The sequence below is a fragment of the Paraburkholderia sp. BCC1876 genome (genome assembly GCF_902833695.1).
Classification (GTDB): domain Bacteria; phylum Pseudomonadota; class Gammaproteobacteria; order Burkholderiales; family Burkholderiaceae; genus Paraburkholderia.
Genome location: NZ_CADFGI010000003.1, coordinates 188,058 through 201,494 on the forward strand (window position 1 = coordinate 188,058; position 13,437 = coordinate 201,494).

Below are 13,437 nucleotides of genomic sequence, written 5' to 3' on the forward strand. Positions count from 1 at the left end.
GCCAGTGGGCACTTGACCGACTCAACGGTATCAAAAAGGCTATTAGGAGCGGCACGCTCGCGGACTCTAGTTCTGTCTCTGAGGGAGAGACTCCGGATAGCACACCGCGGCAGCTAAGGACACGTATCAGGGCCATCCTCGACCAGAATGCGCTCCTCTACGCAGAGATACTATCCCTCAAGGCAATCATTGCGAATCAAGAGACTACGATTGAAGCGCTCAAAGCTCGAAGCAAAATATCACTCGCGCAGCCTCCTAGGCGGGCGCCCGAATAGTTGGACGATGACATGAAGAAATACCTCGAACTCCTCGAAGACATCTTGGAGAACGGTGTTCAGAAAGGCGACCGCACTGGCACGGGGACGACGTCTGTGTTCGGCCGCCAATTGCGGCACAACCTCGCAAAGGGCTTTCCCCTCCTCACGACAAAGAAGCTTCATTTCAAAAGCATCGCGAACGAGCTTATCTGGTTCCTGAGCGGTAACACGAACGTTAGTTGGCTCAAGGAGAACGGCGTCTCCATTTGGAACGAGTGGGCCACGGAAGACAATGAGCTTGGCCCTGTTTATGGCAAGCAATGGACCGCATGGCCGACCAAGGACGGCGGCACCATTAACCAGATTGACTACGTCATCAAGACGCTTCGGGAGAAGCCTAACAGCCGGCGCATCCTGTTCCACGGCTGGAATCCTGAGTACCTTCCGAACGAGTCAATCAGCCCGCAAGAGAACGCGAAACAAGGTCTCATGGCTTTGCCGCCGTGCCACCTGCTCTATCAGTTCTACGTCGCTGAAGGCAAGCTATCCGCGCTGCTGTACATCCGCAGTTCAGACAGCTTCCTCGGTCTTCCGTACAACATTGCTTCGCTCGCTCTCCTGACACACATGGTCGCGCAACAGTGCGACTTGATTCCGCACGAAATCATCGTCAGCATCGGGGACCTGCACGCGTACTCCAATCACATGGAGCAGATTCAGACGCAGCTAGCCCGCGACGTTCGCGAGTTGCCAACGTTGAATATCAAACGCCGTCCGGATTCGATTTACGGCTACAAGTTTGAAGACTTCGAAATCGTCGGCTACAACCCGCATCCCAGCATCTCGGCTCCCATCGCCGTCTGAGCTGTCACACAGTTGTATTGCGCGCGGCCCTCGTCGTTCCGGAGAGGGTCGCGACAGCAGCGGGTCACCTTCATCGGGCGGCCTCCCCTTCGCCTCCACAGTTCCCAAGGGTCTCACGGCTTCGACCTCGCAATCTCTGATTCAGTCCGTGATAAACACCCAGCACGCTCAACTGCCGGCCGATTCAAAAAAATCATAGTTCTCTCGAATTAAGGGTGCGACTCCAATTAAATTTTTTTTGGAAAATACACCATTAGTTGTATATATTGGAATGTGAAACACCACATCTGGTGCTATACAACGAAATGCGATTTCGGGGTTCCCACATGCACGACATCGACAAGCTTTCCATTGCGGCCGAGGTGCGACGCTTCCAGTTCGAAATCTGGCAGCGCGCGGGGACCACGCACAGCACCATTCCGCATCTGCTTCAACTCTTCCGCCCTGACCACGCGGCCTCGGTGCATGACATCGAGTACGAAGTGACCGCGGGCTCACTCGGCGTCCATGGGGTCGGCAACGGCCAATACCAGGTAGCGGGGCTGGTCGACGTTCCGCGCTCAACCATTCGTATTGCGGGAAACCTGCCCTACGAAGTTCAGCGCTTCACCGGAGCGCACGAACTCGGCCACATCGTGTTGCATCCTGGGCTCTCGCTTCATCGCGACCGCCCCCTCCTCGGTGACGCGCCCGTCCTCGACCGCCGCGAGCGGGAGGCCAATTACTTTGCCGCGTGCTTCCTTGCGCCGGAGAAGCTGTTGCGCCGCGCGTTCAATCAGCGATTCGGCACCGACATGCTCCACCTCGATGACCGCGTGGCATTCGCCATCGCCGGCAACGGCTCGCAGGACCTTCTCCGGGCGAAAACTGGGTCGCTTGAGTTTCCGCGCGCAGTAGCAACCGCACGGAAATTTGGTATTGGCAACCACTTCAAGTCGCTCGCTGAAGAGTTCGGCATGTCGCCGACCGCCATGGCGATTCGCATCCACGAGCTCGACCTGGTCAGCTACTAATTACGTGCGGCCTGACAACACGTAGGCCGTTCGGCTTCACGGGTTCGCTCAAGCCAAATCGCCATGCTATGGTGGCAACGGCATAGCCGCCTACAACACCCACCCGAATTTCCTGCTGGACTACTGCATGGCATCGGTTTTCTTCTCGTACACGCACATCGACGAGTCACTACGCGACCAGCTCGAAATCCACCTGTCGCTGATGAAGCGCGAGGGCCTGATTTCGGCATGGCACGACAGGCGCATCGTGGCGGGCGACAACCTTGACGACAGTATTGATGAGCAGCTCGAGAAGGCGGACATCATCTTGCTGCTGGTCAGCGCGAACTTCATCGCGTCCGAATACTGCTTTGCGGCCGAGATGACGCGTGCACTGGAGCGGCATAAGGCCGGCGAGGCACGCGTCATCCCCGTCATCCTGCGAGCCTGTGACTGGCACAGTGCTCCGTTCGGCAAACTGAATGCGGTCCCGACGGACGGTCGGCCGGTGACGTCTTGGGCCAACCAGGACGAGGCGTTCGCCGATATTGCGAAGTCGATTCGTAAAGCCGTGGCCGCGACAGCCCCGGCGGCCGCACCCAAGATGGGCGTGGCATCGGCAGCGAGAATCTCAGCGCCTCTGCCCACAAACGTCGAACCTTCCGCGGCCGCGCAACTGCCGCGGTCGAGCAACCTTCGCGTCAAGCATGAGTTCTCGGACCTCGACAAGGACACGTTCGTTTCGGAAACGTTCGACTTCATCGCCCGCTTCTTCGAGGGTTCGCTCCAGGAGCTGGAGAAGCGGCACGGCCAGTTCCAAGGACGCTTTTCGCGCATCGATGCGCGACGGTTCACCGCGAGCATCTATAAGGACGGAAAGAGCGTGTCGCAGTGCAGCGTTACGCACGGCGGTGCTTTCGGAGGAAACAGCAATCGCGAGATAACGTATTCGAACCAGATTTCCTCGCACGCGAACAGCTACAACGAAGCGCTCACGCTAACCGAAGATAGCCAGACGCTTTACCTGAAGCCGATGATGAGCATGGCGAGAGGCGTTTCCGGGAAGCTGTCTGACACTGGGGCGGCTGAGCATCTGTGGTCGATGCTTATCGAGCCGATACAACGGTGATTCGCCCCGGCCGACCGCGACGATAGCGCGCCGGCAGCCGCTTCAAGACCGACGCCGGCGCGGTTCCCCCACCGCCCGACGAAGTTCAGCAGCTTACGGAACGGCTCTTTCGCCGCTTCTTCTAGCTAGCGCTTCGCGAGACCGCGTCGGATGACGTGCCGCGTGCGTGATAACGCCAACGCTCCTGCGCACCGGAATATCCCTTTACGTGCTCGGTCGGCGTATAGCACGCAGCTACAATATGCCTACAACTTGCGTGAATCGCCCTTGTTATTGCCCATGACCACTCTCACCACGAATTCGCATCTTGCCTTCATGTATGAACAGGCAAGCGCTTTCCTGAACCTTGACCAAGCGGCTCGCGGGCAGTCGGACTGGTTCAGAAGCTTTTGTGACGACAAAGATGTCCGCAGCTTCTTCAAGAAGAAGCTGCTCGCGAAAGGCACAGGGTTGCAGGTCACGGTTATTTCACAGATTGCCCGCGCAGTTGTCGACTGCATCGAGGAAGGCGAACCGGATTTGGCACCTACCGGGTCTGAAGTCAACGACATCATGAAGAGCGCCACAGACCTGGCAACCAAGCTGACTGCGGCGCGCCCTTCCTGGCTTGCTCCGGGTGCCCGGACACGCGGTTTCCAGGAGCCGCTGCGGACGCTCCAGACGATGCCATCGATTGTGCCGCCCCGAACTGCGGGCCGCTTGCCGATGACGCAGCGTCGAACGCTGATTATCCGGCTCGCCCACGCCATCTGCGAGGCTTGTGACGAAATTCCCATCCGGGTCATTACGGCGGTCGTCGCACGCGCTTGGGAAGAAACCTTGGAACGCCAAGTCTACGATGTGCTGACCGCTGTCGAACGCGTAAGTATTCGAGCGCTCGTCGAAGCGAAGCGCAGGAACCAAGCCGACGTTGAGAACACAGCGCATCTGGCACTGAGCCGCGCAAGTGTTCCCCGTAACCGTGCGGCGCCGACGCCGGACACGCGAACCGACGCTCAGCGGCTAGCTCAGGCTCTCGAAATCGTGGGCGGGTGCGCGGATAAGACTGCGGCAATCGTGCTTTACGACGCGCTTAGCGCAGCCAGCGCCGAACTTGGGTTAGAGCCGGATTCGGCCGAGCAGTGAAAACCTGCGGAAATTGGGCCCGTTTTCCGGTCTATTTCCTCCGGATTTTTTGCGGCTGAATGGGCTTGGTATTTCGGTAGCAGTGTTTCGAGCCGACAGGTGAACAATACGTCCTGTCACAACTCCCACTGCATCGAATGCAAAAACACATCAAACCGCAGAATTTCCAGTCCTTCGACCGCATCATCGCCAACTGGCCGGCCAACACCGCCGAGCATCAGCGGGCGCGCCTGCTCGAGGCGATGAGGTTGTGCGCCGGGATTACGACACTGGAGGCCACGCGATACCTCGACGTCATTGACCCCCGGGCGCGAGTGGTTGAACTGCGCAAAGAGGGTTATCGCATCGTCACCTCGTGGGTATGCCAGCCGTCAGAATGCGGCCGCCTCCACAACGTTGGGCTGTACACGCTTGCCGGCGTTGCAACCGACATCATCATGGGCGCGAAGGTGAACCCCCTGCTCAAGTCGGGCAGTTCCCAGTTAGTGCTTGCTCTCTGGCACTGAGGGCGCATGCAACGCGGGTTGGGTTTATTCACCGTTCATCGTTTATCAGCCCGTTAACGGCGAGCTCAATGAGATGCTCGGCCTCCTGCTTCACGACCGGCCAACCCTCCTGCAATATCCACACTGACTCTTCGACGTCTTCGTCACTTAGTTGGTAGTCGTCGATGGCAGTAATACCCATCGCAGCCAAGTCGGTTGCGGATGCCTCGTCGCTGGAGATTCTGTATCGCACCACGTCGGCAATCACGCCGGGGTCGCCCGTCTCGCTATTCAGAATCTCCTCGGCTACCAGGCCAGCGATGCCATAGAGGAAGCTCCAGTTTGCCGGCAAGTCCGGAAAGGTTATTCCGGCCGTCACCGCGGCCCGGCGCATGGCCTCTGGACAGGTCCGAGGACGAAATTGCCCCAACCATGCGCGCTCCTCCAGGTTCCCGCCATTGTTCTTTTAGACTACCGCGTCACCGGCGCCGCCAAAGCGCTCGTAGGCCGTCTTATGAGTTGCTTCATGGTATGCGGCGGTGCGGAGCTCGCGGGCAGCTATAAGTTCTTCGTTGAGTTCAATCATGTTCGTTGCGAGTATTCGGTTTGGTCACCCCAGCGTATAGCTTGGAAATTGGCCAATGACGAAGCACCGCACATTTATGCTCGCAACAACCCGCGCCGTCCTCGCGTGAGACTCGCGGCCGACACTCGGGAATCAAATATCCACGTAGTTGATTCCGTAGTGCCGCTCTCGATGACAGTTCGGACACAAAGCCATCGCATTCTCGACGGTATCTTCCCCACCGTCTGCCAAAGGTCTGCGATGATGAACCTCAAGGTACGGTCTCCCGTCTGAGCGCTGAAACGGTGCCGATTGCCAGCATCCTTCGCACGTCCCGTTCGCTCGCAACAGGACTTCCGCAATAACGTCCGGGTTTCGCTTGAATGCGCGGGTCAGCACGACGACCTGCTCCGGTCGCCTGTTTGCATTGACGAGACGCTCTCGACGTTCATCCGCAGAAGACTTGAGGGACTTTTGAACGGCGGCATCGAGATTCTCGACGACCGTCTCGTGGACGGCCATCCGCTTCAGCGCCTCGACGAACTCATCGTGCACCTGATGCAGTGCGGCTTCCGGACCCTTCGTTTTGCTCTGGAGATAGACGATATGGGACAAGAACGTGTCCAGCGCGACCGAGAGCGGACCGGCGCCATCCTGTGCAATATCCTCGAGGTAGAGCTTCCAAGCGTTGGCCGCGATTGTCGTCGCGAAGCTTCTCGCGCCGCGGCGCATTGCAACGTAACTTCCGACGTAGCCCTTCGCGGCACGAGGCGACATTTCAGGATAGGAATTGCGCAGCGCTCGTTCAGCCTGCGGTAGTTGAAGGCTGCCGGCGACAACCGCCCGTGCCAAGTCGAGCGCAAGTTGAAATGCTGTTGATGGTACCAGGTATCGAGGCATGTCCGGGTTCTCGAAAGACAGCGAGGGTTAAGTTCATTCCACCGCGCCAGCCGCACCGCGTCCGCCTGGCTGTCGTAATCTCACTTCAGCGCCGCCACCGCACTCTGCAGGTAATCACGCGCCGCATCAATCTTGTCGGGATGTGTTTTCTCGTCTAGGTCGGCGCGGTCCTTCTCGCCCAGGAAATAGGCCGTGCGGTCCGGTTCCTCTTTGCGTGGATGTGGGAGGCCATGAAGCACACGTTCCTTGTTCAAGAATCCTTCCTTGGTCAGCCAGTCGACGCCTCTCCACGCGGCCGCTCCCACCGGGATGAAGACCGCATCTGGCATGGTTTGGGCCATATTCCCGAAGTGGTCTCGCATTTGTCGGCGCAGCATCGGGTCTCTTTCGGGATGCCACCCTGCCCTGAAGTTCTCGCCGTTTTTGAACACGGGAAACTGAAGCACGGAAGACACCTGCAACAAGTCGCCCGCTTCGCCGAACAGGTCTGCGCTCGAGCCCAAGCCCAACCACAAATGCACACCAATTTGGTCAAGGAGCGAGACGACGCGTTCTCGGGTCACGCCTGCAAACGCAGCCGCGAGACTGGCGCGCCGAAGTACCTCGGGTACGGGAGCACCCTCAAGCAGTGCGCGGTTCGCCTCGGTCAAAGCAATGTCGGCCTGCGCCTTCCAGGGGGAAGCGTCCACGAGCACCAGCTTCGCCGAGGGATTCGCCCACCCGAACGGTGCGTAATACACCACTAGGTCGCCGTTGCGGTGCATGCGGAGAGATGGAGATTGCGGGTCGCCTTGCGGGCCCCGGTAGTCCCGGATTGCAGATTCGTACTTCTCAAAAAGCTCGAAATTCACTGCGCATAGCCTCCAAAGCTATTTGGTTTTGTCGAAAACGTTTGCAAGAACTTTGGTCAAAAAAATGCTGATTTTCTGGTATACGCTTTTGTAAGCGTACGTATAACATCGAAATTTAAGCGCTCAGTTCAAAAAAAGCACAGGCCAAGGCAACTGCTTCGGCCGCAATAAATTCCGGGGGACTTGACCAGTGACAATCATTCAAGAAATCTACCAGTGGTCGAAGACGCTTTCTGCCTGGCAGCAAGACGCTATTGCCCGACTGTATGTAAATCGCGAGCTGTTGCCCAACGACATCGAGGACCTCTATGCTCTCGCCAAGGCTGAAGCCGGAATCCCCGACGAGGACGGCCGAGTGGCCAAGAAGTTGGCAAGCGCAGAGGTCGCTCCCCTGACCAATCTTACCCGGTTGGTTCAAATTGTCGCCGTGAAGGAAGTGCAGCACGTCAACGCTTTGGTTCAAGGCGGCCGACTCCCGATGTCGCCGACCGGCCTGACCGTCATCTACGGCGAAAATGGCACCGGGAAATCCGGCTATTCCAGAATTTTCAAACACGCGTGCCGCGCACGGGACCGGAGGGAGCCCATCCTCCCCAACGCGCGTCTCGACCCCAAGGAGGTCGGCACTGCACAGGCGGTGTTTGAGACAATCGTCGATGGTACGACGGTCGACTTCCTTTGGAAGCATCGGGCGGAACCGCCCGTGCCGTTGGCTGACATCTCAATCTTCGACACCCACTGCGCGCGTGCGTATATCGACAACCAGGGTGATTTTGCCTACGTGCCATACGGGCTCGATATTCTCGAAGGGCTGGTAACGCTATGTGGGAAGTTAAAGGTTCGCGCGACGAAAGAGAAAACCGACTCGTCGCCGAGCGATGCAGCGTACGCTACGCTAATCAACCAGACCACCGCCGTCGGTCGCGCACTCAGCGGCATCGCCAAGAAGACCACCAGAGAAGAGATTACGACGTTGGCCGCGCTGTCGGGCGACGAAGTCGCACGCCGAGAGGTTTTGACAAAGACGCTTTCCGAAGCGGACCCGAAGACGAAAGCTCGAGAGATTCGAAACAAGGCGCTCCGCGTAAAGGGGCTAAAGACCCAGATTGAGACGAAGCTCGGGCTTGTCTCCGTCGAAAAGCTCCAGAATCTCCAGGAGCTTATCGGCAAATCGCATGTCGCCAAGAATGTCGCTGACACCGCTGCTGAAGCGTTCCGAAGTGTGCCGGGTCAGCTGCCTGGCACTGGCGGCGAGGAGTGGAAGACGCTGTTCGAGGCAGCTCGCGACTTCGCCGCCATCTCCCACGCTGGCCACGAGATTGCTGCTCTTCCGGAAGATGCGAAGTGTCCTCTCTGCCAAAACGAACTGGGCGCTGGAGGTGTAAGCAGGCTGGGCCGGTTCGACGCGTTTATCAAGGACAAAGTCGAGCAAGCTGCGAAGGATGCGCGAAACCTCGCGAAGGACGCGTACAACGCGATAAAGAATGCGACGTTGGATTTCACTATTGATGCAGCGCTCAAGGAAGAGCTGAACACGCTGGACGCACAACTGTTGCCGCTCTGCGAGCAATCGGAAGCCAGTTTGAAAACCCGGCAGGCGGAAGCGTTGGTTGCGTCCGGAGATAACCTGCCATGGGGAAGCGTGTCCGCAGCGCCGAACGACGCTGCGGTCCGACTCGGTGAGGTTGCTGACGGGTTGGAAACCCAGGCCAAAACTCTCGAAGCATCAGCCGACGAAGCTGCTCGCGCAAAGCTTATAGTCGAACGAGCGGAGCTCGACGCAAGGCACAAGCTCAGCGAGGTGAAGGATGCCGTGCTCGAGGCAATCTCGAAATACGAGTATTGCGCGAAGTTGCAGAAGTGCATCGATGGCACGGATACGCGTGGGATTTCCCGAAAGTCCACCGAACTGTCCCGAACCCTTGCAAGTAAGGAACTCGCCGATGCACTGAACGAGGAGCTGAAAAAACTTAAGTGTCATGAACTGCAAGTCTTCATGAAACCCGAATCGCCCGGCGGCCGCACGCAATTCAAGCTGACGCTTCAGCTGCCGGGCAGCGCAACGCCGGCTGCAATTCTCAGTGAAGGCGAGCAGCGCGCCATCGCTATCGCGTCGTTCCTTGCCGAGACCAAGCTCGGTGGCGGGCGCGGCGGCATCATCTTCGATGACCCGGTGTCGTCACTCGACCATCGTCGCCGTTGGGAAGTCGCGGAGCGCCTGGTTGAAGAGTCGCTCAAGCGGCAGGTCATCGTGTTCACGCACGACATCTATTTCCTGTGCATCCTTGAGCAGAAGGCCGATGAGCTCAAAGCTCCCCTTCAAGCAAACTACATTCGTCGCACGGGCGAAGGATTCGGCGCGCATTCCGATGGTCTTCCTTTCGACGTGCTCGGAACGAAGGGCCGCGTCGGCAAGCTGCGACAAATGCTTGTAGATGTTCGCAAGGCACATGCCGACGGAGACGAAGACGGGCATCGTGCCCTCACGTCGCGTGCGTACGGTGATTTGCGGCTTGCGTGGGAGCGATATGTGGAAGAGGTCCTTTTCAATGGTGCGATTCAACGCTTCGGTGAGGGCGTATCCACACTCAAATTGAGAGAAGTCACCGTCTCAGACGACGACTATCGCGCGATTGAACAAGGGATGACGAAATGCTCGAAGTTCGAGCACGATGCCGCCGTCCGGGTTGGCAGGCTACCTGTTCCGCAGCCTGACGAGCTTGGCGAGGACATTGAAAAACTGGAAACGTGGAGGGCATTGGTTGTCGGTAGACGCAACGCCATCCGCGCGGCGAGAGGTTGAATCTCACTGATACCAGAGCGCTGCTGAAGACGCAATGCTGGTGCTGCGTTTCTGACATCCAACGGCTAACATGACATGCTTGAAGAACTCTACAATCGAATTTCACCCGCCTGCTGCTACGTAACTGTCTTCCTCAACGACGAGAAAATCAGTGAAGGCACGGGATACGCGTACACCCCCGAGGGGCAGGTTCTGACGGCAGCACATGTTGTGACCGGACGATTCCCTATTCGGAGAAGCGACTACAGGACCCCAGAGCTGAAGATATTCTGCAAATTCCCTTGCGTTCCGGTAGCTGAATACGCGGTAGTTATGTGCTGCCCAGAGATACAGGTCTCGGGCTTTACGAGCAATGTCCAGTTGGACATGGCGGTACTGCATCCGAAGGTTCCTTTTTCCCACACTGTTCACCGGATACCAGTCCCGCTAGAGACGCCTCGTCTCGGTCAGCGCGTTTTTATGGCCGGCTATTCAGAGGAGCTGCGGCTCCCTTTTGATGTGGACCGACTGCTGTCTTCTGTGACAGAAGGAGCCGATGCATTCAGGGCCGCAATGGATAAAGGGTATCAGGCTGATATGACTGGTCCGCTCATCAAGCAGGGATACATTGGAAACATCAGGCGCATTGTGGCGACGACTGAGGGTCGCGGAACGCTGGAGTGTGACGTCATGTATATCGACAATGCGATGCATACAGGCGCCAGCGGCGGTCCCCTCATAAATGAGAAGGGTGAGGCCATTGGCGTTCTGTCCCAACGAGCCGTAACGACTGTCGATGTTGGCAAAGAGGGAAATACTCGCGTTCCTTCGGGGTGTACAGTAGCCATCAGCCTCTTGCCCCTACGGTTTGCTGGTGCGGAGGCCAGCCCTGCCGCTTAGCCACGCAAAGTGCTCATGCAGGGGCGTTGAATACATCTAAGCCTTGAAGTCGCAGCCGCTGGACACTACGAGGAAGAAATGCTTAAACCGAATGAATTCGCTTACTTTGCATACGGGTCCAACATGAGTGCGCCGCGGCTGTCCGAACGCATCAAACCAATTCGGCACGCCGCGAACGGCTACCTTGATGGATACCAACTCACGTTCGACAAGGTTTCCAAAGATGGCTCTGGCAAATGCGATTGCAAGCGTACTGGGGAATTGGGTCACCGTGTATGGGGTGTGCTCTTTGCTATCAATGCTAACAGTCTGGAGGCCCTAGACAAATACGAGGACGCAGGTAGTACATATGAGCGACAGAATATTCAGGTCCCGACTGACCAAGGAGTGGTTGCCGCGGTCACGTACCTCGCGACCAAGTTGGAGCCTGGACTCAGGCCGTACCATTGGTACAAATATCACGTTGTGTACGGCGCCCGTGAGGCGAAACTCCCACCCGACTACATAGCAGCAATCGAGCAGATTGAGGAAATACAGGACCTCGACGCAGCGCGAACCGAGAAAAATCTGGCAATTTATCGTGACGTCCGGGCGTAATCGCTAGCGTCACGCCGCGAGCTTGTGCTCGTAGTAAGGCCTGTCCTTGTCATCGAGGAAGTCAACGTCGTGCTACCGCTTATGGGCCGGTCGACATGCGTGTCGAACCGACGCGCCTGCCGGTACCCGCGCGGTCATCCACCAAGTATGGCTCGAAGAACGTCGCTTTGCCACCTCGTTGCCGCGTCACAGTGAAAACAGCACAATAGTCGAAGTTTGATATTGCAATGGGAGATAGCGTTGAAGTACTACTCGGTGGACAGGCGTGGGGTGTACGCTGATGGCGGCAAGATTGAGCTGACGCCTAACTTGGCTGCGAACGGCAATGAAATCGTGATGCACATCAACAATATGTATCCCGCGGGATTCTCACGACATGGGATGCAGTTTTTCCGTGACCCGCCTCCGCAACCTCAGTCCCCACAAGACTACAACGGCGTAGTACTTGAGCTGCTGTTGGAGGCGACTCGCAAGGCGCACTATCCGGACAAACCGTCCAGGTATCAGTCCATGTTTGCTAGTGTGACCCTTGAAGAGGCGCTTGGTTTCAAGAGCGTCCACGGGAAACCCACGGACCCCGTCTATGAGGTGGCGCCGCAAGGGACGGTTCATCGCGGTGACATGGCTATATATACCTTCGCGCCATCTGCCGCGGGCATTGACCACCGACTGCATCTGTACTGGCGTGGTGAAACTCTGCAGATTCCAGGGCATATCCCGAAATGGGAGTATGTGCTCGAACTGCCAGTCGCGGTTGGCAACAGGGTTGGATAAGGAGAAGCATCGAAGCTACGGTTCACACCCTTCAGCGCGTAGAAAGGTGCTCGAGAAGAATCGCCTTGATTGCAATGACGCTGGCCTTCGCAACGGCAGGCAGCGCAAACGGCGCGGGATGACTCAAGGGCGCCGTGGTAGGCGGGGTCGCGGGGCACCACGCTGTGGTCGATGCGGTCGGTGGTCACGTGGCCGGCTTGGTGTACCCCGTGGAACCAGAAAATCGCTGGTCCACCGCGCATCGGGCAACTGGTTTAGGCCGTCAACTCGGCGCCAAACTAGACTGTGACCACCGGCGTGGACATGGCCTCGCTCTCGTGCGGCGCTTTTTTCGTCGGTGCCTTCTTAGCCGGCATCTTCGAGGTCATGGCCTTCTTGGCAGCAGTTTTCTTCGCCGTCGAGGCCTTCTTCGCAACAGCCTTCGTAGCCGCCGGTTTCGCATCGGCCGCTGCACTGGCGCCATCAGTCAAAAACTTCGTCCGGTCTTTCGCACCCGCTAGCCACGCTGGAGCCGGACCGCGTCCGCTCCATGTCGCACCGGACTTTGAGTCGCGATACTTAGCCGGTTGCGGACCTTTCGGCTGGCCCTTGGTAGAGGTCTCACCAACTGCCTTCGAGGCCTTCTTCACCGCAGCCTTAGCATTGCTCACAAGACCTGCATTCGCAGTAGCAGTCGCTTCAGCGCCGCCTGCAATCAGGAATTTGCTTCGGTCCTTGACGTTAGCAACCCATGCCGGTGCGCGGCCGCGTCCAGACCATGTGGCGCCAGATTTGGGGTCCTGATACATCGCCGGCTGCGGACCGCGAACGTAATTGCCCGCAGTCTTCACTTTAGTGACAGGAACCGGATTCGCCGTCGCCGTACTTCCGTCAACCAAGAATTTGTCTCGGTTCTTCGCGGCGGCAATCCAACCTGGTGCCCGGCCGTGTCCGGTCCAGCTTGCACCGCTCTTCGGGTCGCGATACTTGACCGCAGCAGCGCTACCTTTGCTCATAGCCTTAACAACTGGCTTCGCAACGCGCCGCTTACCTTCAGAGTGCGCGTCGATGTCGGCAGTGGTCAGGCCGTGCTTCGCCATCAACTCGCGAATCTTTTCGACGATACCTGAGGATTGCTTTGCAATTAGCGCATCCGCCTGCGCTTGCAACTTTTTCATCTTCGCCTGGACTGCTTCCAAAGTTGTTGCCATAAAGTGATTTCCTCGTGAAGTTGGCC

The 13,437-nt window shown here is 57.9% G+C and carries 13 protein-coding genes; 9 read left to right on the top strand and 4 right to left on the bottom strand.

Annotated features, from left to right (window positions below; genetic code table 11):
- The first annotated feature begins 287 nt into the window (after positions 1-287).
- The 5 genes from HWY05_RS12585 to HWY05_RS12605 all read left to right on the top strand — a co-directional run bounded on the left by HWY05_RS12585 (position 288) and on the right by HWY05_RS12605 (position 4,873).
- Positions 288-1,121: a thymidylate synthase gene (locus HWY05_RS12585; RefSeq protein ID WP_176058555.1), complete on the top strand. Its 834-nt coding sequence runs from the start codon at positions 288-290 to the stop codon at positions 1,119-1,121.
- A gap of 326 nt (positions 1,122-1,447) precedes the next feature.
- Positions 1,448-2,134, top strand: coding sequence for an ImmA/IrrE family metallo-endopeptidase (locus HWY05_RS12590; protein WP_176058556.1), 687 nt, complete (start codon positions 1,448-1,450; stop codon positions 2,132-2,134).
- Between the two features lie 127 nt (positions 2,135-2,261).
- Positions 2,262-3,242: a toll/interleukin-1 receptor domain-containing protein gene (locus HWY05_RS12595; RefSeq protein ID WP_176058557.1), complete on the top strand. Its 981-nt coding sequence runs from the start codon at positions 2,262-2,264 to the stop codon at positions 3,240-3,242.
- Between the two features lie 279 nt (positions 3,243-3,521).
- Positions 3,522-4,367, top strand: a complete 846-nt coding sequence (locus HWY05_RS12600) for a hypothetical protein (protein ID WP_176058558.1) — start codon at positions 3,522-3,524, stop codon at positions 4,365-4,367.
- A 137-nt stretch (positions 4,368-4,504) separates the two neighbouring features.
- The gene (locus HWY05_RS12605) at positions 4,505-4,873 is read left to right on the top strand and encodes a helix-turn-helix domain-containing protein (protein WP_176058559.1); all 369 of its coding nucleotides are present in this window, start codon (positions 4,505-4,507) and stop codon (positions 4,871-4,873) included.
- Between the two features lie 28 nt (positions 4,874-4,901).
- Here the strand turns inward: HWY05_RS12605 and HWY05_RS38280 are convergent, their stop codons facing one another.
- The 3 genes from HWY05_RS38280 to HWY05_RS12620 all read right to left on the bottom strand — a co-directional run bounded on the left by HWY05_RS38280 (position 4,902) and on the right by HWY05_RS12620 (position 7,168).
- Positions 4,902-5,246, bottom strand: a complete 345-nt coding sequence (locus HWY05_RS38280) for a hypothetical protein (protein WP_244146600.1) — start codon at positions 5,244-5,246, stop codon at positions 4,902-4,904.
- 324 nt (positions 5,247-5,570) lie between these two features.
- Positions 5,571-6,317 (bottom strand): HNH endonuclease signature motif containing protein, encoded by a 747-nt coding sequence (locus HWY05_RS12615; RefSeq protein WP_176058560.1) that lies wholly within the window; start codon positions 6,315-6,317, stop codon positions 5,571-5,573.
- Between the two features lie 80 nt (positions 6,318-6,397).
- Positions 6,398-7,168, bottom strand: a complete 771-nt coding sequence (locus HWY05_RS12620) for a hypothetical protein (protein ID WP_176058561.1) — start codon at positions 7,166-7,168, stop codon at positions 6,398-6,400.
- A gap of 190 nt (positions 7,169-7,358) precedes the next feature.
- Here HWY05_RS12620 and HWY05_RS12625 point away from each other — a divergent pair, with 190 nt between their 5' ends.
- The 4 genes from HWY05_RS12625 to HWY05_RS12640 all read left to right on the top strand — a co-directional run bounded on the left by HWY05_RS12625 (position 7,359) and on the right by HWY05_RS12640 (position 12,221).
- Positions 7,359-9,971, top strand: a complete 2,613-nt coding sequence (locus tag HWY05_RS12625; RefSeq protein WP_176058562.1) for an AAA family ATPase — start codon at positions 7,359-7,361, stop codon at positions 9,969-9,971.
- Between the two features lie 75 nt (positions 9,972-10,046).
- Positions 10,047-10,850 carry a serine protease gene (locus HWY05_RS12630; RefSeq protein ID WP_176058563.1) on the top strand — a complete coding sequence of 268 codons (804 nt, stop codon included), beginning with the start codon at positions 10,047-10,049 and terminating at the stop codon, positions 10,848-10,850.
- A gap of 78 nt (positions 10,851-10,928) precedes the next feature.
- The gene (locus tag HWY05_RS12635; RefSeq protein ID WP_176058564.1) at positions 10,929-11,447 is read left to right on the top strand and encodes a gamma-glutamylcyclotransferase family protein; all 519 of its coding nucleotides are present in this window, start codon (positions 10,929-10,931) and stop codon (positions 11,445-11,447) included.
- 240 nt (positions 11,448-11,687) lie between these two features.
- Positions 11,688-12,221 (top strand): hypothetical protein, encoded by a 534-nt coding sequence (locus tag HWY05_RS12640; protein WP_176058565.1) that lies wholly within the window; start codon positions 11,688-11,690, stop codon positions 12,219-12,221.
- A gap of 278 nt (positions 12,222-12,499) precedes the next feature.
- On the opposite strand, the gene HWY05_RS12645 is transcribed toward HWY05_RS12640, so the two are convergent.
- Complete coding sequence (locus tag HWY05_RS12645) at positions 12,500-13,411, bottom strand: H-NS family nucleoid-associated regulatory protein (protein ID WP_176058566.1); 912 nt, start codon at positions 13,409-13,411, stop codon at positions 12,500-12,502.
- Positions 13,412-13,437 lie beyond the last annotated feature (26 nt).

What these genes read in the sequence shown, in the direction of transcription:
- HWY05_RS12585 (WP_176058555.1), top strand. Translation starts at nt 288, where the DNA reads ATGAAGAAATACCTCGAACTCCTCGAAGACATCTTGGAGAACGGTGTT.
- HWY05_RS12590 (WP_176058556.1), top strand. Translation starts at nt 1,448, where the DNA reads ATGCACGACATCGACAAGCTTTCCATTGCGGCCGAGGTGCGACGCTTC.
- HWY05_RS12595 (WP_176058557.1), top strand. Translation starts at nt 2,262, where the DNA reads ATGGCATCGGTTTTCTTCTCGTACACGCACATCGACGAGTCACTACGC.
- HWY05_RS12600 (WP_176058558.1), top strand. Translation starts at nt 3,522, where the DNA reads ATGACCACTCTCACCACGAATTCGCATCTTGCCTTCATGTATGAACAG.
- HWY05_RS12605 (WP_176058559.1), top strand. Translation starts at nt 4,505, where the DNA reads ATGCAAAAACACATCAAACCGCAGAATTTCCAGTCCTTCGACCGCATC.
- HWY05_RS38280 (WP_244146600.1), bottom strand. Translation starts at nt 5,246, where the DNA reads ATGCGCCGGGCCGCGGTGACGGCCGGAATAACCTTTCCGGACTTGCCG.
- HWY05_RS12615 (WP_176058560.1), bottom strand. Translation starts at nt 6,317, where the DNA reads ATGCCTCGATACCTGGTACCATCAACAGCATTTCAACTTGCGCTCGAC.
- HWY05_RS12630 (WP_176058563.1), top strand. Translation starts at nt 10,047, where the DNA reads ATGCTTGAAGAACTCTACAATCGAATTTCACCCGCCTGCTGCTACGTA.
- HWY05_RS12635 (WP_176058564.1), top strand. Translation starts at nt 10,929, where the DNA reads ATGCTTAAACCGAATGAATTCGCTTACTTTGCATACGGGTCCAACATG.
- HWY05_RS12645 (WP_176058566.1), bottom strand. Translation starts at nt 13,411, where the DNA reads ATGGCAACAACTTTGGAAGCAGTCCAGGCGAAGATGAAAAAGTTGCAA.